Origin of the sequence: Mesorhizobium australicum (genome assembly GCF_900177325.1) — a bacterium.
GTDB classification, from domain to species: Bacteria; Pseudomonadota; Alphaproteobacteria; order Rhizobiales; family Rhizobiaceae; genus Mesorhizobium_A; species Mesorhizobium_A australicum_A.
On record NZ_FXBL01000004.1, the window covers coordinates 1271084 to 1288407 of the forward strand.

Annotated in this window: 18 protein-coding genes and 2 pseudogenes; 11 read left to right on the forward strand and 9 right to left on the reverse strand. The window is 64.0% G+C overall.

The window, feature by feature from the left end; genetic code table 11:
- Window positions 1-7: 7 nt before the first annotated feature.
- Complete coding sequence (locus B9Z03_RS08585) at window positions 8-763, reverse strand: FadR/GntR family transcriptional regulator (protein WP_085463832.1); 756 nt, start codon at window positions 761-763, stop codon at window positions 8-10.
- Window positions 764-887: 124 nt separating this feature from the next.
- Between B9Z03_RS08585 and B9Z03_RS08590 the strand changes: the two genes are divergently transcribed.
- Both B9Z03_RS08590 and B9Z03_RS30190 read left to right on the forward strand, forming a co-directional pair.
- Entirely contained in the window at window positions 888-2306 is a 1419-nt protein-coding gene (locus B9Z03_RS08590; RefSeq protein ID WP_085463833.1) for an FAD-binding oxidoreductase, read from the forward strand.
- A 622-nt stretch (window positions 2307-2928) separates the two neighbouring features.
- Complete coding sequence (locus B9Z03_RS30190; protein WP_432417028.1) at window positions 2929-3204, forward strand: zincin-like metallopeptidase domain-containing protein; 276 nt, start codon at window positions 2929-2931, stop codon at window positions 3202-3204.
- Here the strand turns inward: B9Z03_RS30190 and B9Z03_RS08595 are convergent.
- Window positions 3176-3927 (reverse strand): IS5 family transposase gene (locus B9Z03_RS08595; protein WP_139832207.1). Its coding sequence is split into 2 segments (ribosomal slippage): window positions 3176-3612 and window positions 3612-3927, totalling 753 coding nucleotides; the frame shifts between segments, so codons are not numbered across the junction. The genes B9Z03_RS30190 and B9Z03_RS08595 overlap by 29 nt on opposite strands.
- 88 nt (window positions 3928-4015) lie before the next feature.
- Between B9Z03_RS08595 and B9Z03_RS08600 the strand changes: the two are divergent.
- The 9 genes and pseudogenes from B9Z03_RS08600 to B9Z03_RS08640 all read left to right on the forward strand — a co-directional run.
- A pseudogene (locus B9Z03_RS08600) lies at window positions 4016-4155 on the forward strand (DUF2958 domain-containing protein); the annotation flags it as partial.
- Between the two features lie 172 nt (window positions 4156-4327).
- Window positions 4328-5149 (forward strand): IclR family transcriptional regulator, encoded by an 822-nt coding sequence (locus B9Z03_RS08605; RefSeq protein ID WP_085463834.1) that lies wholly within the window; start codon window positions 4328-4330, stop codon window positions 5147-5149.
- A gap of 28 nt (window positions 5150-5177) precedes the next feature.
- Entirely contained in the window at window positions 5178-6314 is a 1137-nt protein-coding gene (locus tag B9Z03_RS08610; RefSeq protein ID WP_176247472.1) for an ABC transporter substrate-binding protein, read from the forward strand.
- Between the two features lie 9 nt (window positions 6315-6323).
- A complete protein-coding gene (locus B9Z03_RS08615; protein ID WP_085463836.1) occupies window positions 6324-7217 on the forward strand; it encodes a branched-chain amino acid ABC transporter permease in 894 nt (297 codons plus the stop codon).
- 39 nt (window positions 7218-7256) lie between these two features.
- Entirely contained in the window at window positions 7257-8216 is a 960-nt protein-coding gene (locus B9Z03_RS08620; RefSeq protein ID WP_176247473.1) for a branched-chain amino acid ABC transporter permease, read from the forward strand.
- Window positions 8213-9007 (forward strand): ABC transporter ATP-binding protein, encoded by a 795-nt coding sequence (locus tag B9Z03_RS08625; protein ID WP_085463838.1) that lies wholly within the window; start codon window positions 8213-8215, stop codon window positions 9005-9007. Before B9Z03_RS08620 ends, B9Z03_RS08625 begins: the two co-directional genes overlap by 4 nt.
- On the forward strand, window positions 8994-9734 hold the full coding sequence (locus B9Z03_RS08630; protein WP_085463839.1) for an ABC transporter ATP-binding protein: 741 nt from the start codon (window positions 8994-8996) through the stop codon (window positions 9732-9734). Before B9Z03_RS08625 ends, B9Z03_RS08630 begins: the two co-directional genes overlap by 14 nt.
- Before the next feature lie 24 nt (window positions 9735-9758).
- The gene (locus tag B9Z03_RS08635; RefSeq protein WP_085463840.1) at window positions 9759-10940 is read left to right on the forward strand and encodes a M24 family metallopeptidase; all 1182 of its coding nucleotides are present in this window, start codon (window positions 9759-9761) and stop codon (window positions 10938-10940) included.
- Window positions 10941-11011: 71 nt separating this feature from the next.
- Window positions 11012-12256 carry a threonine synthase gene (locus B9Z03_RS08640; RefSeq protein ID WP_085463841.1) on the forward strand — a complete coding sequence of 415 codons (1245 nt, stop codon included), beginning with the start codon at window positions 11012-11014 and terminating at the stop codon, window positions 12254-12256.
- A gap of 117 nt (window positions 12257-12373) precedes the next feature.
- Here B9Z03_RS08640 and B9Z03_RS08645 read toward each other — a convergent pair whose 3' ends face one another.
- From B9Z03_RS08645 to B9Z03_RS30195, 7 genes and pseudogenes are all read right to left on the reverse strand, one after another.
- Window positions 12374-13408, reverse strand: coding sequence for an energy transducer TonB family protein (locus B9Z03_RS08645; RefSeq protein ID WP_085463842.1), 1035 nt, complete (start codon window positions 13406-13408; stop codon window positions 12374-12376).
- The gene (gene exbD, locus B9Z03_RS08650) at window positions 13405-13848 is read right to left on the reverse strand and encodes a TonB system transport protein ExbD (RefSeq protein ID WP_085463843.1); all 444 of its coding nucleotides are present in this window, start codon (window positions 13846-13848) and stop codon (window positions 13405-13407) included. The genes B9Z03_RS08645 and exbD overlap by 4 nt, the downstream gene beginning before the upstream one ends.
- 10 nt (window positions 13849-13858) lie before the next feature.
- Complete coding sequence (gene exbB, locus B9Z03_RS08655) at window positions 13859-14764, reverse strand: tonB-system energizer ExbB (protein WP_085467553.1); 906 nt, start codon at window positions 14762-14764, stop codon at window positions 13859-13861.
- A gap of 130 nt (window positions 14765-14894) precedes the next feature.
- Window positions 14895-15095, reverse strand: coding sequence for a hypothetical protein (locus tag B9Z03_RS08660; RefSeq protein ID WP_085463844.1), 201 nt, complete (start codon window positions 15093-15095; stop codon window positions 14895-14897).
- A 92-nt stretch (window positions 15096-15187) separates the two neighbouring features.
- Window positions 15188-15643, reverse strand: a complete 456-nt coding sequence (locus B9Z03_RS08665; RefSeq protein ID WP_085463845.1) for a copper uptake system-associated protein — start codon at window positions 15641-15643, stop codon at window positions 15188-15190.
- Between the two features lie 32 nt (window positions 15644-15675).
- Window positions 15676-16887: a copper resistance D family protein gene (locus B9Z03_RS08670; RefSeq protein ID WP_244561893.1), complete on the reverse strand. Its 1212-nt coding sequence runs from the start codon at window positions 16885-16887 to the stop codon at window positions 15676-15678.
- Between the two features lie 39 nt (window positions 16888-16926).
- Window positions 16927-17226: pseudogene (locus tag B9Z03_RS30195) on the reverse strand (copper resistance CopC family protein); the annotation flags it as partial.
- Window positions 17227-17324: the final 98 nt, after the last annotated feature.

Below are 17324 nucleotides of genomic sequence, written 5' to 3' on the forward strand. Positions count from 1 at the left end.
TCAGGTTTCAGGCCGTCGCCGGTCGGTTGGCGCGGGCGGCGCGCCGCTCGAGCGCTGCGGTGACCTCGCTGTGCATGCCTTCTAGATGGCGGCGCATCAGCGCAGCGGCCGCGTCGCCGTCACGCTGCTCGACGGCGCGCAGGATGCGTTCGTGCGCGTCCGACGTGCGCTTGCGCTCGCGGGTGCGGTAGGTCAGCAGGTTCGTGACCGGAATGAAGCTCTCGATCACCGTATGCATCATCAATTGCATCGGGCCGTTTGCTGTGGCGGTCACCAGAGCGCGGTGGAAACGCACGTCCGAGGCGCAGAACTCCTCGTCGGACAGATCCTCTTGCCGCTGCAGCGCGATCTCCGCGGCCATTGCATCGATGTCGGCCTCCGACCGGTTCGCGGCGGCCATCCGGCAACAGACGATCTCGGTCTCGATACGGGCAGAGACCATTTCGTCCCCGCCGAAGGCGCCGAGGCCGACCAGCAGCGTCGTGGCGCCGGTGAGGGTCCGGCTGACGGCGTCGATGTCGGGGCGGGTGACGAAATTGCCGCCCGCGGGGCCGCGCCGCGAACTGATTAGATTCTGCGCCGCGAGCCGCTTCAGCGCCTCCCGTACCGTCGGCCGCGAGACCTTGAAGCGGCGCGCCATCTCCTCCTCGTTGGGAAGGCGCTCGTCGATGCGCAGACGGCCGTCCATGATGGCGGCACGGATCGTCTCGGCGACCTGCCTAGCCAGTCCGGACCGCACGATGGTGTCGTAGTTCAGCTCCACAGCGTTCGGCTCCGTGGCTGGGTTTCTCAGGGACGCTCGATATCAGGATTGCAATCTAATATAGGTTTGACAAATAGGGAATTGCGGATAGCCTCCCGACATACATTTTTCGCGAGACTCCATCATGCTCGGTCCCGGATCGAATGCCCCTGACGCCGGCGATGCCGCTGATCCAGCGCTGCTCGAGCGGCTGGCGTCGGCGCTGCCGCGCAACGCGCTTTTGGTCGGCGACGCAATCGATCCGCGCTACCAGGAGGACCGGCGCGGGCGGTACTCGGCGCGGCCACGCTTCATCGCGCGGCCTGGCACGACGGCGGAAGTCGCCGCCTGTCTCGCCGCCTGCAACGCTTTCGGCCAGACACTGGTCGTGCATGGTGGCCGCACAGGGTTGTCTGGCGGCCACCGCATCGCCGACGGGGAGGCGGTTCTATCGACCGAGCGTCTGACCTTGCTCGGCGACGTACAGCCGCTGACGCGCACGGTGCTGGCATCGGCGGGAACGCCGCTGCAGGCGGTGCAGGAGGCGGCCGCCGCCGCTGGCTATCAGTTCGGCGTCGACATTGGTGCGCGCGGTACCGCGACGGTAGGCGGCAATGTTGCCACCAATGCCGGCGGCATACGCGTGCTCCGCTACGGCATGTTCCGCGCCCAGGTGGCGGGGCTCGAAACGGTGCTCGCGGATGGTACGGTGCTTTCGGCGCTGCGCGGTCTCGACAAGGACAATGCCGGTTACGATCTCAACCAGCTCTTCATCGGCAGCGAAGGAACGCTGGGCGTGGTGACACGGGCTTTGCTGCGGCTCCATCCAAAACCGCTGGACGAGGCCAACGCCTTCGTCGCGCTGAGTTCGGTCGGGGCCGCGCTGGCGCTGCTCGAGCGGTTGCGCGCCGACGTCGGCTCCGGCCTGTCGGCCTTCGAGATCATGCTGCCACAAGCCTATGAGGGCGTGACCGGCTTCCTCGGCATGCCGCTTCCGCTTGCGGCGCGGGCACCTTTTTACGTGCTCGCCGAGGTGCAGGCCTTCCGCGACGACCAGACGATCGAGCGCTTCTCGCAGAGCCTGATGGAAGCGCTGGACGAGGGCAAGGCACAGGATGCGGTCGTGTCGCAGTCGTCGCGCGAATTCCAGGCGTTGTGGACGATGCGGGACTCCTGCGCCGACTACGTGCGCACCCGCGACCACATCATGGGCGGTGACCTCAGCGTGCCGATTCACCACGTCGAAGCCGTCCTGGCGGCGAGCCAGGCGGCCGTCCGGCGCATTGACCCCGATACCGAATTTATCGTCTTCGGCCATCTGGGCGACGGCAATCTGCATTATGTGATCCGCACCCCGAAAGCGCGCGAGGCAATGGTTGCTGTCTATGCCCTGGTGGCGGAGAGCGGCGGGTCGATTGCCGCCGAACACGGTATCGGTATCGACAAGAAGCCCTGGCTGCACCTATCGCGCAGTGCGGCCGAGATCAACACGATGCGTCGGTTGAAAGCCGCCCTCGACCCGAACGCAATCCTCAACCGCGGCCGCATCTTTGACACTGCCTGACAGTGAAGGTGAGTGGCAGTCTCAAATGGTGGGCTACTCCGGCTCGGCAAGACGACGCTAAAGTGTTGCATACTGTAGTTCGACAGGCTGACATCGCGCATAACTCGGTTCGACCGCCGAGACATCCATGCGATTTCGGGCAAGGAATGGTTCATCAGAAGATGGATGTCCAATTCCAAAACCGCTGCCGCCTGCGCCAGCTTTGGCGAAGATCGTTGCCCGATTTCGAGAGCACAACCCGCTCCTCCTTGTGCTCGATCAGGTGTCCGCTGTCACTGCCAGCCGTGAACAGCCAGAACTCAGCCTAGACTGGACACAGGATGCGGCCAGCACGGATAGGTCGCAGGATGCAGCGGATCATCGCCGAGATAGAGGAATGTCGAAAGCTTTCTTCATACCACCCTTGGGCTTCGCTACAAAATTTCACGATGAAACGCTAAAAATCACAGTATTATCAGCATATAAAGTCGATACCAATCGTGGCTTGGCGAGGGCGCTCGAAAGCTCAAAAATTGCGAAAATCATACTACGAATCTGGGGGTCAGGAGTTCGAATCTATTCGGGCGCCATTTAACCCACTAAGGTCACGTATATATTCGACGATCTCCCAAATGCACCCAGCATAAGATTCCGTTTAGTCTGGGTTTTCGCGCCTGGGCGCGGAGACACTGGCAACACATGGCTCGGTCCTCTATCGCGAGCGGCGACCGTTGGCATCACGCCTAGGGTGCGGCACAGCGATTACATCGGCGCGTGGATCGACACGATGCGCGAGGCTTCCCGCGTCGTCTTCCGCGCAGCCTCCCAGGTCAGCAAGGCGGCCATCTGGATTCTCTCCCTCCAACTAGGCCGTAGACTCATTACGTTTGTCACCAGATGCGGGCTGCGACGAGTTTGACGGCGGCGAGGTAGTCGGCGGGGTCCTTGTCGTATCGGGTTGCGATGCCCCGGAAGTGTTTGATGCGGTTGAAGAAGCGCTCGACGAGGTTGCGCTGGCGATAGAGCCACGCGGAGAAGGCGAAGGTACCTTTGCGGTTTGCCTTGGGCGGAATGTTGGCCCAGGCCTTTCTCTGCTTCGCCCTGGCGCGGATCGCATCGCTGTCGTAGCCCTTGTCTGCCAGCAGGATGTCACCCTCGCCGAGGCCTTCGATCAGCGCTTCGCCTTGCGTGCAGTCGGCAATCTGGCCGGCCGTCAGGCGCAGGGTGACGGGACGGCCTTCGGCATCGACGAGAGCATGGATCTTGCTGGTCAGGCCGCCGCGGGAACGTCCCATGCAGCCATCGTCTCCATCCCCCTTTTTCCCGTGGCCGCATGCTGGTGGACACGGACACAGGAGGAATCGATCATGACGATGTCGCCGTCGTAGGCTTCTGAAACAGCTGCGAGAAGCCGATCCCAGACCCCTGCCTTTCGCCAGCGCACGAAGCGATTGTAGCAGGTTGTCGGCGGGTCGTAGCGTTCGGGAACCTCCGCCCATGGCGATCCCGTGCGAAACCGCCACAGGATGCCGTTCAAGACCCGCCGATCGTCAACGCACGGAATACCGCGCGGCTTGTTCGGCAACAGCGGAGCGATGATCGACCACTCACGATCGGTCAGTTCGTAACGGCGACGGGACATAAGAGTCCTCCCCTTTTGGGAAGCCCTTGAATCACCAGCCTACTCAGATGCCAAGAAATTTTATGAGTTTACAGCCTAGGGCGAAACCATGATCGACAGGAGGGCGGTGATCCTCCTGAACGACGAGTTGCGCAGCAACTTCTCGCCAATGGCCGCCAGCGCGACGTCGACCATGTGCCGGTGGTGAAGTTGTTCAATCCGCTTGGCGAGGGCGTCCGGCTCGCGTCCTGAACGCGGAGATTCGAGGCCTGCCCGAACAACGCCCGCCTAAAAGGCGGCGATGGATTTGCCGAGGACCGCTCCTTCGTTAGGCGCAAAATGTCCAAACCTCAATTGACACGGAGGCAAATGCCGTATTAGCTATTCACATATAGGAACATTGATCCGATAATAGGAACAAATGAAAACAGCAAGCCAATCTCTGGCACGTGGCCTGGACATCCTGACCGTGATCGACGCCTCGCCGGTCCCGATGGGGGTTCGCGAGATCGGTCGGCATCTCGACCTCAGCTCAGCGATTGTGCAGCGGCTCCTGAACACGCTGCTGTCTTACGGCTTTGTCGAGCAGGACCCGTCTACAAGGCGCTACCGGATAGGCCATCGCTCAATGGCGCTGGGGGCGTCGAACAGGAATGCCGACGGGATGATGCGCAGCGCGCACGACATCCTGCGCAAGCTTGCCGAGGAGGAGAACCTCAACGGTTATCTCGGGGCAGTGTCGGGTGGCAGGGGCATCTATCTTCTGTCGGTGCCGAGCCGCTGGATCATCCTGCGCGTCGACGCCGGCGAAGCGCTTTCCATGCATTGCACGGCATTGGGCAAGATCCTGCTCGCTGCCCTTCCCAACGCACAGGCGCGCGCCCTTCTGGGCGACGATCCTCTGCCGAGGAAGACGGAGCATACGATCACCGACGCGCAGATCGTTCTGACGCAGTTGCCGGGCATCCGCGCGGCCGGCTATTCGCAGGTGCGCGAGGAGAATCTTCCCGGCGTGATTTCCGTCGCGGCCCCCATCGCCAACGATGCCGGAGAGATCGTCGCTGGACTCAGCGTCGCCTACGCCACCGGCACGATCAGTATTTCCCACGACCGCGTCATCGAGCTCACCATCGAAGCCGCGCACAGGATCTCGCGCGGGCTCGGCTGCCCCGCGAGCCTCATCGACCGCTGGAGAAGCGATCCGGCGTCCGAACCCGCCCTGCCCGATACACGGCAGGCGTGACCGACCACAAGCAATAACGGGAACTCAAATGCTACGAACACTGACGCTCGCAGGCCTTGTCATTTCCGCCGTCGGCCTGACGGCCCACGCGCAGGAGAAGATCCAGATCGGCGCAGCCATGCCGATCACCGGCCCCGTCGCACACGGCGCGCTGCAGGAGAAGCGTGGCCTTGAGATCGCGCTGGAGGAAATCAACGCCAAAGGGGGCGTGCTCGGCAAGCAGATCGAGTTGCTCTACGAGGACAACCAGTGCAACCCCTCGCTCGCTGTGACGGTGACTAACAAGCTGCTTGAGGCCGGCGTTCCGGCCGTGCTCGGCCAGCAGTGCAGCTCGGCGGTGCTTGCCACCATGCCCCTGTTCCAGAAGGCGGAAGTGCCGCTCGTTTCGTCGATCGCCACCAATCCGAAGATTTCGCAGCTCGCCGGCGTGGGCGGCAATCCCTGGGTGTTCCGCCTCAACCCGTCCGACCGCGAGCTGGCGGTCGCGAACGTCAACTATCTCGCCAGTCTCGGCGGCATCCAGAAGATCGCCATCGTGGCCGAGAGCACCGACTATGGCCGCGGCGGCGCGGATGCCTTCGCGGAAGCTGCGAAGGACAAGGGCCTGGAGGTCGTGTCGACCGATTTCCACCCGCTCGGTGCACCCGACTTCACAACGATCATCGCCCGACTGCAGAACAACGGCGCACAGGCCGTGGCCGTCTACCAGGCACATGCCGACAATGCGAACTTCGCTCGCCAGGCGCATTCGATGGGTCTGAAGACCGTCATGACCGGAAAGCTCAGCCTCGACGGCGACACGTTTGCGGAACTGATCAAGCAGGGCGCCTATGACGACGCCGTCACCGCATTCCCGTATTCGCCGGCTGTCGACACGCCGGAGAACAAGGATTTTGCCGCCCGCGTCCTGGCGAAATACGGCGAGAGCGCAACCTACGAGACCTTCGCCGGCTATGAGTCGCTGCACATCCTCGCCCAGGCGATCGAACGCGCGGGCAGCGCCGAGCCGAAGGCCATCCGCGATGCGCTGGTCAAGACCAGCTACAAGTCGATGATCGGCGCGACGGTGGACTTCGACGATCACAACCAGGCGCACAACAATGCCGTGATCATCACGGTCAAGGACCGCGTACTCGGCGTCCGCGACGTCTTCCCGACCAAGTAAGCCAGAGCGATGAGCTACGAATTCCTTCTGCAGCTCATCGCCAACGGCATCGTAATCGGCCTGATCTACGGGCTGATCGCGACCGGCCTGGCGCTGCTGTTCGGCATCCTCCACATCGTCAACTTTGCGCATGGCGAGATGGTTATGCTGGCGATGTATGCGATCGCCATCGTTGTGCCGTTCCTCGGCGGCAGCTATGTCGCGAGCTTCGCGATAATCGTGCTGGCGGCGGCGCTGCTCGGCTGGCTGGTCTCCGGCGGTCTTCTGGCCGCGCTCTCCTCGAAGCGGAGCGACATGGCGGTGTTCGAGAAGAGCCTGCTCCTCACGCTCGGTCTCTCGATCATCCTCCTCAACGGCGTGCAGTATGTCTTCACCGCCACGCCGATGATGGTGACGACCGACATCCCGGTCGGCGCCTTCATGCTCGGTCCTGTCCGACTGAGCTATGGCCATGCCATGGCGGGAGCAGTCGCCATCGTCGTCTTCGTCGGGCTCTACCTCTTCCTGACCCGCACGAACAGCGGTAGGGCACTGCGCGCCGTGGCACAGAACCGCGACGCGGCGTTGATGATCGGACTGGATCCCGAGCGCGTCGCGCGGCAGGCCATCACGCTCGGCATCGTGCTCTGCGCGGTCGGCGGCGCGGTGCTGATACCGCTCTACGTCTTCCAGCCGATCGTCGGACAGGCACTCCTGCTCAAGGCCTTCGCCATTGTTATCATCGGCGGCATGGGCAACGTGCTCGGGGCTGCGGTTGTGGCGCTCGGCCTGGGCATTCTGGAGAGCGTGGTCGGTGGCTTCGCCAGCATCGTGTGGCAGAACGCGATCGCCTTCATCGGCATGATCGCGGTCCTCCTTGTCCGTCCGCAGGGCTTGTTCGCTCTCGCCATGCGAAAGGGCTGACACATGCCGGGCAAGATATCCGTGACATGGAACCTGGGCATGGCGGCGGCTTTGCTCGTCGCCGGCATCGCCGTACCTTTTCTGACCCATTCGTCCTACTTCCTCACGATCGGCATCTCCGCGATGATCTTCACGGTCTTCGCGATGAGCCTCAACATCGTCTACGGCTATGCGGGACTGCTGTCGCTGGCACAGGTCGGTTTCTGGGGTGTCGGCAGCTACGTCGCTGCCCTTGTCGTGACCCGGCTCGACGGCTCGATCTGGGAAGGCATGATCGCGGCCGCCGTCGTTAGTGCGGTGGGCGGCGTGATGATCGGCGCCGCGGCGCTGCGGCTCTCCAACCATGCCTTCGTCATCGTCTCGCTTTGCTTCACGCTGCTGATGCAGATGCTGGCACAGGAGTGGATCGACCTGACCAATGGGCCGATGGGCATTCCAGGCTTGCCGTCGCCCAGCATCGGCTTCGGTGAGGCAGCCTTCACCTTCGGCACGCCGACGCGCTTCTTCTACCTGACGCTGGCCTTCGCCGCACTGTCGCTGGCGGCGATCTGGATCGTCGTTACGTCCCGCATCGGCCGAACCTTCCGGATGATCAAGCACGACGAGACGCTGGCGCGTTCGCTCGGCGTCCGGGTGACGGTGTGGAAGCTGGTCGCGATCGCGCTGGCCTCCGTGTTCGCAGCCCTTTCCGGCGCGCTCTATGTCTTCTACGTCACCATTGTCGATCCGCTGATCTTCGACGTCTACTACACCCAGGTCATCCTGGTCATCGTCATCATAGGCGGCCTCGGCAGCTTCTGGCCGGTCGTCATCGGTGGCCTGCTGATCACCGTCCTGCCCGAAATCCTGCGGACACCGAACGAGCTCCGGATGATCAGCTATGGCGTGATCCTGATGCTTGCCGTGCTCGTCATGCCTACCGGCATTGCCGGTCTTGTCGCCAGGGCGCGCGCCCAGCGGACGGTGCCAACCCGGGCGGCCGCAGAGGTGTCGCCATGAGTTCCTCGCAGACGGCCGCCAACCTGATCGAGGTGCGGGGCTTGAGGCGCAGCTTTGCCGGCGTTCATGCCGTCGACGGGCTCGACCTCGACGTCGCGCAAGGGTCGGTCACCGGCCTGATCGGGCCGAACGGTTGCGGCAAGACCACCTCGGTCAACTGCATCACCGGCTTCGACCGCGGCTTCACGGGTCAGGTTGACATGGAAGGCAAGCCGCTGGCGGGCCTCGCGCCCGACGCCATCGCGCGGGGCGGCCTGATGCGGACATTCCAGGCGATCCGGGTGTTCGACACCTTCACGGTGCTGGAGAACGTCAAGCTCGCCATGCAGAGCTTCGACGGCGTCTCGACGTTGCAGGCGCTGGCGCGCACGCCGAAACTCCGCCGTACCGAAGAAGAGACCGAGGCGAAGGCTCACGAGCTTCTCGCCCTGGTCGGGCTGAGCGCCAAGTCGAATGACGCAGCGGGGGAACTCTCCTACGGGCAGAAGAAGCTGCTGTCGCTCGCCGGCATCCTGATGTCCGGCCCGCGGCTGGTGATCCTCGACGAGCCCGTCGCGGGCGTGAACCCGACACGGGCAATGGAGATCGCCGACATCATCAAGACGGTCAACGCACGCGGCACGACGTTCCTGATCATCGAGCACAACATTCCGTTCGTCATGCGCCTTTGCGACAGCGTCGTTGTGATGGATCGCGGCAAGCGCCTCGTCCAGGACACGCCCGACGCGATCCGCAACGATCCGGCCGTGCTCGAAGCCTATCTCGGAGGCGCTGCCAATGTCGGCGACTGAACCGCTGCTCAAATGCGAGGGCCTCGTCGCCGGCTATGGCGGACCGGCAATCGTCCGCAATGTCGATCTCGCGATTCCGGCAAACGAGATGATGACGCTGGTCGGCCCCAACGGCGCCGGCAAGTCGACGCTGCTGCGCGCCTTCTACGGGCTGACGAAGACCTATTCGGGCCGCATCCTGTTCGAAAGTCGGACGATCGAGAAGACCTCGCCGCTGGAGCGCTATGCCTCGGGAGTTGCCTTCGTGCCGCAAGGCCGGTGCAATTTCGATCGGATGAGCGTTGCCGAGAACCTCGCCGTCGCGGCGCATTCGGTGCCGGTCGCTAAACGCGCGGAAGCACTCGACTACGTGCTCGGCCTGTTCCCGACGCTGAAGCCGCTGATGTCGTCCATGGCCGGGAACCTGAGCGGTGGCGAGCAGCAGTTGCTCGAAATGGCGATGGTTCTGCAGACGCGGCCGAAGTGCCTGCTGGTCGACGAGCCGTCACTCGGCCTGTCGCCGCGGATGCAGGTCTCGGTGTTCGAGAAGCTGGCCGACCTGCGCAGCGCGGGCATGACGGTCGTCGCGGTAGAGCAGAACGTGCGCGTGGCGCTCGCCGTCTCAGACCGCGCGGCGGTTCTGGTCCACGGTGAGATCGCCTTCGAGGGGCCGGCGGGCGAGATCCTGGCCGACGACCGAATCCGCAGCGCCTATCTCGGCGGCCAACCCATCGCCGCAGCCCACTGACAACAGACCCAGAAGTGAGGAAGCATGACTGATCTCCCCGCCATGACGGAGCTCGCCGCCGAGCTGCGCGGCAAGGCCTTCCGCGAGGTACCGGACGACGTCGAGCTGATCGTCTCGTCGGAGAGCGCCAACAAGGCCTATCTGTCCGGCTATGTCAGCATGTCGCACGACGTCGCCCCGAATTACCGCTCGGCGGCCCTGGCGACGCGCGAAAGGGCCTCCCTCGTCGTCAGCGCCGCCGATGCCGGGCCGGCCTTCGACCTGCTGCGTGACCCGGGTCTCATCCACCGCTACGGCGAGTTCTACTTCGAGACCGCCGGCGACGGCGAGCCGAAGGGTTACAACGTCAAGCCGAAGGCATCGTTCGACGAGGCGGCGGCCGACGCGCTTCGCGCCTTGAAGCCCGCCGGCGGACGCGTCGGCATCGACCGGGCGGATGGCGACCTGCTCTGGACTCTCGGCCGCGACATTCTGGGCGAGGCCAAGGTGATCGATGTCACCGACAACCTCCGCCGGGCCCGGACGACCAAGACCGCGAACGAGGTCGAGCGCCTGCGCCGTGCGACCGTGCTGGTCGAGGACGGCTTTCGCAAGATCATCGACACCGCGCATACGGGAATGTCAGAGACCGACCTCGCGGCGATGATCGCCGAGCGGATGGTCGCCGGCGGCGGCATCCCGCGCTTCATCTCCGTCACCACCGGCCCGCGGTCGGCGCTGGCAGACGCCTATGCGACCGATCGCAAGATCGCCAAGGGCGAGCTGATCCGCATCGATGCCGGCTGCACGGTGGATGGCTACTGGTCCGACATGGCACGCACCTTTGTCTTCGGCGAGCCGGACGCGCGGCAGAGTCGAACCTACCGCGCGCTGCATATCGGCCTTGAGGAGGAACTGGCGGCGGTCACGGCCGGCATCGCGGCGAACGAGCTGTTCGCAGTGGCGATGAACGCCGTCAAGGCGAACGGCATCCCGCATTACAAGCGACAGCACTGCGGCCACGGCATCGGTCTGCGCACGTACGACTCGCCGCTCGTCAACTCTGTCGACACGACGAAGCTGGTCGAAGGCATGTGCCTCTGCGTCGAGACGCCGTACTACGAGTTCAACCTTGACGGCATGATGGTCGAGGACACGATCCGAGTGACCGCGAACGGCTACGAGCCGATCACGACGATCTCGCGGGAACTGTTCGCCATCCCCTGAGCAGGGCGTTCCATCCATCCGAACCAGAGATGAGCATTTGCCGGGCGTCAATCCGGCGACTGGAGGAAGACATGTCGGCAGGCAACAAGACGGCCTCGCTCGCGACCGGACAACGGTCGTTTGGGCCGGGCAATCCCGAGTTCCCGCTGTTTCCGACGCATCTGTCGGGCTGTCCCGTCACGTCGACGGCGGAGATGCAGTATCCGCTCGAACTCGCCTTCGACTACGGCGAGGCGAAGGACGTCGGCTTCACGGAAGCCTCACGGCAGAGCTGGCAGCAGCTGATGCCGCCGCTGCATCCGGCCTCGTCGATGCCGGTCGGCCTGACGCCGCTGATCGACGTCTCGGCGATCGCCCCCGAACGACTTCGCGACCGTGGCGTCTTCATCAAGGACGAGAGCCGCAACCCGACCTGGAGCCACAAGGATCGGCTGAACAAATACACGATCAGCGCGGCGCGTTTCGAGGAAGCTTCGACCATCATCGTCGCCTCGTCCGGCAACCACGGCGTCTCGGCTGCCGCAATGGCGGCTCGCGCCGGCCTGAACTGCATCGTCATCACCATGCCGGATGTCAGCCCGGCCTTCCGCGACATGATCCTCGGCTACGGCGCCTTCCCGATCTTCCTACAGGTGGACGCTCGGTGGCCGGCGATGCGCGCGTTGCGCGAGGTGCCGGGTACCTATCCGGTGAGCAACCTAACCGCGATCCACACTGGCCACCCCTGGGGGCCGGAAGGCTACAAGACGATCGCCTACGAGATCCTGGCTTCGCCGGGCGGCGAGCCGCCCGCCGCAGTCGTCGTGCCGACGGGATATGGCGAGATGCTTTACGGCATCTTCAAGGGGTTCCGAGAGGCGCGCGATCTGGGCCTGACACAGCGCATCCCGCAGCTCGTCTCCGTAGAACCGGCCGCACGCGGACCGCTCTATCACGCGCTCAAGTCGGGCAAACAGGCGACGACGGTGCCGGGAAAGCCGACGATCCAGGGCGGAACAGGCACGACGGTCAACGGCTATCGGGCGGTCGTCGCGGTGCGCGACAGCAACGGCATCCCCTTGCTGGCAAGCGACGAGGCGGCGCTCGCGGCGCACGCAAAGCTCGCGCGTCAGGGCATCTGGCAGGAATATTCGTCGAGCGCCGCCTTCGCCGCCCTCGACGACCTCGAAGGACTCTCTCATGACGGCCCGGTGGTCGTGATCAACTGCTCGACTGGCCTGAAGGAGCCGCCGAGGTCGATGCAGGTCAAGGAGGCCACGCCAGACCTTCCGTCTCTCCGAGCATATCTGAAGTCAGAATTTGGATTTGATTTGTGAGGTGTACTGCCACCGCATGTGATGCCTCGACGCGAATCCAGATCGTGTTGGCATCTTGAGTCTTGGCGACTGGAGGAGATTTTCTTAGCCAGTCGCCCGGAACAGGCCGTTCCAGTGTCACTGGAATGTCATCGGCAACATGAAGGAATGCGAGCCGGTGAGACCCGCGGGCGGCGGAGGAATTCGGGCCGCGCGGACGATGCCGAGCGCGGTGCCGTCCAACTTGCTGTTGCCCGAGGAGCGGGCGACGCGGGCCGACACTATCGAACCTGAGGCGTTCACCACGAAGGCTATGCTGACGCTGCCACGCGTTCCACGCGCCCGCCGTGCGGCGCGGGCAATGGCGCGCTGAACGGCGCTGTTCCACTTGTTCGGATTAACCGTCGGCGTGCTCGCCGCTTGCTGCTGGACAGAGGATTCCGAACGCGACTTCGCTTCCTTGCGGACGTCCGCCTTCTTTGCAGGCTTGGGCATCTCCGCCCTCTTCTTCGGCTTCGGCGTCTCGGTCTTCTTGCGCTCGGCCTTCTTCACGACCTTGGGCTCAGGTTTCGCCTCGGCCGTCTTGACCGGTTCTTCCGGTGGCGTCTCCTCGACGACATGCTCCGGTCGCGGCAGGGGGATCACCACCTCGGGCTCTACGGCCTCGGCGATCTCCTGCTCGATTGCTTCCTCCTCCAGCGGCTCGGCCGTTTTCTGCTCGACAGGCTCGGCGGTCTCCTGCCGGGCGATCTCCGTCTCCTGGGTGACTGGCGTCTCTTCAGGCTCGGCCTGTTCCAGCGGCGTCTTCTCCGCCTCTGCCTGCTCAACCGGTGTTTCCTCGGTCTCAACCGGCTTCGGCGTTTCCTCGTCCACTATCTGAGGCGGCTCTTCCTCCATGATCTCGTGAACTTTTTCCGGCGACGTCTCCTCGACGTCCTCTTCTGAGATCACCTCGCTGGGCGACACCGAGGCAGCCATGGCGAAGGCGACCGGCTCCAGTTCGACCAGCATAGTCTCTTCGACGCTGACTTCTTCGGGCGGGGGCTGAAGGGCCTGGAAGGCAAAGGAAGCCGCGGCATGGGCGAGAACAACGGACACGGCGGCGAACGTCCAGAGCCCCGCTTCGCGCCGGGAAATCTTCTGACCAAGGACGAGCTCCGCCGGTGCGTTCATGGCGAGACGGCCTCGGCAGCCGGCACGGCCTCGATGCCGACGAGAGCGACCTTGAGATAGCCGGCCGTGCGCAGGAGGTTCATAACCTCCATCAACTCGCCGTACGGCACCGCCTTGTCGGCGCGCAGGAAGATGCGCGTCTCGCGGTTGTTGTCGGTCAGCGCGCTGAGCGCGTTACCAAAACCCTCGCGCGGCAGCGCCTCGTTGCCAAGCGAGATGGTCAGGTCCTTCTTGACCGTGAGATAGACCGGCTTGTCCGGTCGCGGCGCGACACTCGCGGTCGACGCCGGCAGATCGACATTGATGTCGACCGTCGCCAGCGGTGCCGCGACCATGAAGATGATCAGCAGCACCAGCATGACGTCGATGAACGGCGTCACGTTGATCTCATGCGACTCCTCGAGATCGTCGCCGATGTTCTCGCGGATTCTTCCGGCCATCGCCCCGCTCCTACTCGGCCGCCAGCTTGCGCAGCGGCGCGCCCCGATAGTCGAGGTCGCGGCTGACCAGCCGTTCGACGCCGGCGGAGGCATCGGCGAGCACTTGGCGATAGCCTGCGATCGAGCGCGCGAACATGTTGTAGATGACGACCGCGGGGATGGCCGCGACAAGACCGATCGCGGTTGCCAGCAGCGCCTCGGCGATGCCCGGCGCGACGACGGCGAGATTGGTGGTCTGCGATTCGGAAATGCCGATGAAGGCATTCATGATGCCCCAGACCGTTCCGAACAGGCCGACGAAGGGCGCGGTCGAACCGATGGTCGCGAGCAGGCCTGTGCCCCGCGTCATGCGTCGGCTCGCCTGCGCCTCGATGCGGGACAGCCGTGACCCGACGCGCTCCTTGAGGCCGCTGCCGTCCACATGGTCAAGGGCTGCTTCGGAGAGCTCAACCTCCTGATGCGCCGCCTGAACGAAAAGCGGGACCGGCCCCTCCTTCCCCGCTAGCGCCGATAGCGCTTCCCGCAGGCTGCGGGCGCGGATGACGACCTCGCCGGCGCGCTGGGCGCGGGCGCTTGCGCCGAGCAGCTCGAGGGACTTGGCAAGCCAGACCGTCCAGGTGACCAGCGAGGCGAATGCCAGCCCGGTCATCACCGACTTGACGACGATGTCGGCCTGCATGAACATCCCCCACGGCGACAGGTCGTGCGGCAGGATCGGCGCGATGCCTGCATTCTCGCCGATGGTCATGCCGTTGCCGGCATCGGTCGCAGCCGCACCGGACGCCGACGCGGTAGGCGCCACATCTGTCGCGGCCGGGGGGGTGACCGCCGGCGCTTCAGGAGCGGGTTGCGCGGGCGCGACGGCCGGGACCTGCGCGGTAGGTTGCGTCTCCTGGGTCATGGCGGGCGTCGCCATCGAGAGGACGGCGGCGAATGCGAATGTCAGCAGCGGACGAAGAAAGATCGTGGTCAAAGCCGGCACCTGTTAATCTGACTATTATACTCAACTATTACGGCAGGTCGATGGCGCGAAGCGATGCCGCTTGTCAATGCCTCGTTCCGGATGTTGACAGTCCGGCGTACAGACGGCCGTAAATTCCGCGTTTCGTGATCAGCTGCGAATGCGTGCCCTGGTCGGCGATGCGAACGTCGCCGAACTCGAGGAAAGGCGCGTAGAGCCGCTTCAGCATCATCGAAGGCGCGGCAAGCTGCACTTCGGCATTGGCGGTCAGTAGGCGCCCAGCCATGGCGCGGCACTCCCTTGCCTGTGAGGTAGATCAGATAAGGCCCGCCGAGGATCGAACCAACCAGGGCGAACGGAAAAGCCACAGGTTCTGTGCTACTTTGTGTGTCCTTCAATCGTCGGATGATTTCCGTCACCATCCATCATCATGACACCATCGAAGGTGGAGAACTTGGCGATGACCGAGGCGTCGATCTTAGCCTCAGCCGCGACAACAGCGGCAGCCATTGAGGCTGCTTCACCGGCGCTCAGCCCAAAATGCTGAAGCGACTTTGCCTCCTTGAGTGCGTCGCCGCTGCAGAGCGTTAAGACCCATTTGCCGTGCTTCTTCCGAAGCAAGGTACGCCCACCCATATCGCCTTGGGACCATCCGGCCACGGCGATATCATTGTAGACCGTCACCGGATCGACTGTCAGGCGCGACTGGGGTTTGTCGAACGTGGCCATCATCAACTGACGAATGTCGTCCGGCTCGCCGGCAGATGATGGGATCGCCGTGGCGAGTGTGGATGCAACCGCGCCTGCGATCAGCAGGGGCCTCAGATAGCTCATCGTTACAATTCCTCGTTCTTGCGGCGTCACGCTCACGGTCGAATCTGGATCTTGCCTTCGATGCGCGCCATCTCGAAGTCGGTGATCAGGATATCAACGCGCACGGTCCATTCTCCTGGCAACGGCAGAACGACATCCTCGGCCAGCCATGTTCCGTCGCCGGGCTTTGCCGCCTTCCGCTTGAATGGTTCTATCCCGGCCTTGGCATTCGAGAACACGAAGGTGACATCCTTCGCATCGAGCGCACCGAAGTCGCCGGTCATCAGCATCGCTGTCACGCTAACCTTTCCGGTGCGGCCGGGGATTACAGTGAGATCCGCCATCGCCTTTTCGGTGTGGATATGAGTCGTCGCGGGGGCTGCCGCCGCAGCTGCGAGTGCACGCGGCGGCGGAGTGAAGCGCCAGGCCGCAACTGCACCGAAGATGGCGAGTGCGATCAGCGTTTCGACCACAATTGACCGTACGAGCCTGCGTGTGGCGGACGGATCGCCGCTCTCGGTCGGTTTGGTGAGTACCCAGCGGTTTGCAGCAACAAGCGCGAACAATCCCGCAAGAAGCGTCAGTTTGACCAGAAAGACCTGCCCGTATGCTGTGTCGAACACCGCTTTGGGGTTGCCGACCTGCACCACGGTCAAGATGGCGCCGGCGAGAACGAGCAATGCCACAAAGGCTGGTATCGCACGTGAGAACCTTTTCAAGGCTGGAACAGCGACTGTGTCCTTCGCATGAAGTGCGAGACCGAGCGGCATAAGTGCGCCGATCCAGGCGGCAACCGCAGCGACATGCGCGAATACCGTTGGCCGCATCAGCCACTGGGGCGAGGCGGCGCTCGCATGGCCGCTGATGGCGAGGGATGTTCCAGTAGCCAAAAGCCCAGCCACGGCTACGATACCACCGGACAGCCCGCTTATCCCTAGGCCAAGCACGCCGAAGGCGAATGCGACGAGGGCGCTGGCGACCGTGTTGCCATAGCTGGTGCCTAGTCCAGTGCTCCAGACGATCGCGTCGAAGAAGCGGGGGAGGGGGGCTTCGAGCGCATCGAGGCCCTGGAGGCCGACCGATACAATGGCGCCCAGGATGCCGATGGCGATTGCCGCGACGAACAAAGGGCGGCCTCGGAAAAGCCCGGGCATCAGCACGCGGATGGCGAAGACGCCGCCGACACCAATGAACAGCCCGACGTAGAGCGCGACCTTTGACAGCCAAAGCAGGCCTCGAACCGTCCAGTCCACCGTTTCCTGCACGACCGGTGCGACAGTGCTCGGTTCGCCGATCGAGAAGACGACCGATCCACCGATCGGATGGCCATCGGCCGAGACGACGCGCCAGCTCAGCACATGTGTGCCGCGATCGAGTTCGGAAGGTGGGCTGATTTCGACGACATTGCCGCGCAAGGCGAACTTGTCGAGCGGGAGGTTGGATCCATCGGGCCGCACGATACGGAGCGAGAGCGGTGCGACAGGTTCCGAGAATGTCAGCCTGTAGATCGCGGGCGCGGATTCGATCACAGCTCCATCGGCGGGCGACGTGGAATTCAGCGATGCATGAGCCGCTGCGGTTCCAGCGAGCGCGGCCAGAATCATGAGCACTGCGATCAGGCGCGCTCCGATCAGGCAGATAACTCTCCGGGAAGGTGTCCGCGGCACGTTACTACTCCAATGTATCTGGCGGCGGCTTGGCC

Excerpts from the sequence above, each read along its gene's own strand:
- B9Z03_RS08645 (WP_085463842.1), bottom strand. The coding sequence starts at position 13,408 with ATGAACGCACCGGCGGAGCTCGTCCTTGGTCAGAAGATTTCCCGGCGC.
- B9Z03_RS08635 (WP_085463840.1), top strand. The coding sequence starts at position 9,759 with ATGACTGATCTCCCCGCCATGACGGAGCTCGCCGCCGAGCTGCGCGGC.
- B9Z03_RS08605 (WP_085463834.1), top strand. The coding sequence starts at position 4,328 with ATGAAAACAGCAAGCCAATCTCTGGCACGTGGCCTGGACATCCTGACC.
- B9Z03_RS08640 (WP_085463841.1), top strand. The coding sequence starts at position 11,012 with ATGTCGGCAGGCAACAAGACGGCCTCGCTCGCGACCGGACAACGGTCG.
- B9Z03_RS08665 (WP_085463845.1), bottom strand. The coding sequence starts at position 15,643 with ATGAGCTATCTGAGGCCCCTGCTGATCGCAGGCGCGGTTGCATCCACA.
- B9Z03_RS08610 (WP_176247472.1), top strand. The coding sequence starts at position 5,178 with ATGCTACGAACACTGACGCTCGCAGGCCTTGTCATTTCCGCCGTCGGC.
- exbB (WP_085467553.1), bottom strand. The coding sequence starts at position 14,764 with ATGGCGACGCCCGCCATGACCCAGGAGACGCAACCTACCGCGCAGGTC.
- B9Z03_RS08615 (WP_085463836.1), top strand. The coding sequence starts at position 6,324 with ATGAGCTACGAATTCCTTCTGCAGCTCATCGCCAACGGCATCGTAATC.
- B9Z03_RS08590 (WP_085463833.1), top strand. The coding sequence starts at position 888 with ATGCTCGGTCCCGGATCGAATGCCCCTGACGCCGGCGATGCCGCTGAT.
- B9Z03_RS08660 (WP_085463844.1), bottom strand. The coding sequence starts at position 15,095 with ATGGCTGGGCGCCTACTGACCGCCAATGCCGAAGTGCAGCTTGCCGCG.
- B9Z03_RS08620 (WP_176247473.1), top strand. The coding sequence starts at position 7,257 with ATGGCGGCGGCTTTGCTCGTCGCCGGCATCGCCGTACCTTTTCTGACC.
- B9Z03_RS08630 (WP_085463839.1), top strand. The coding sequence starts at position 8,994 with ATGTCGGCGACTGAACCGCTGCTCAAATGCGAGGGCCTCGTCGCCGGC.
- exbD (WP_085463843.1), bottom strand. The coding sequence starts at position 13,848 with ATGGCCGGAAGAATCCGCGAGAACATCGGCGACGATCTCGAGGAGTCG.
- B9Z03_RS08625 (WP_085463838.1), top strand. The coding sequence starts at position 8,213 with ATGAGTTCCTCGCAGACGGCCGCCAACCTGATCGAGGTGCGGGGCTTG.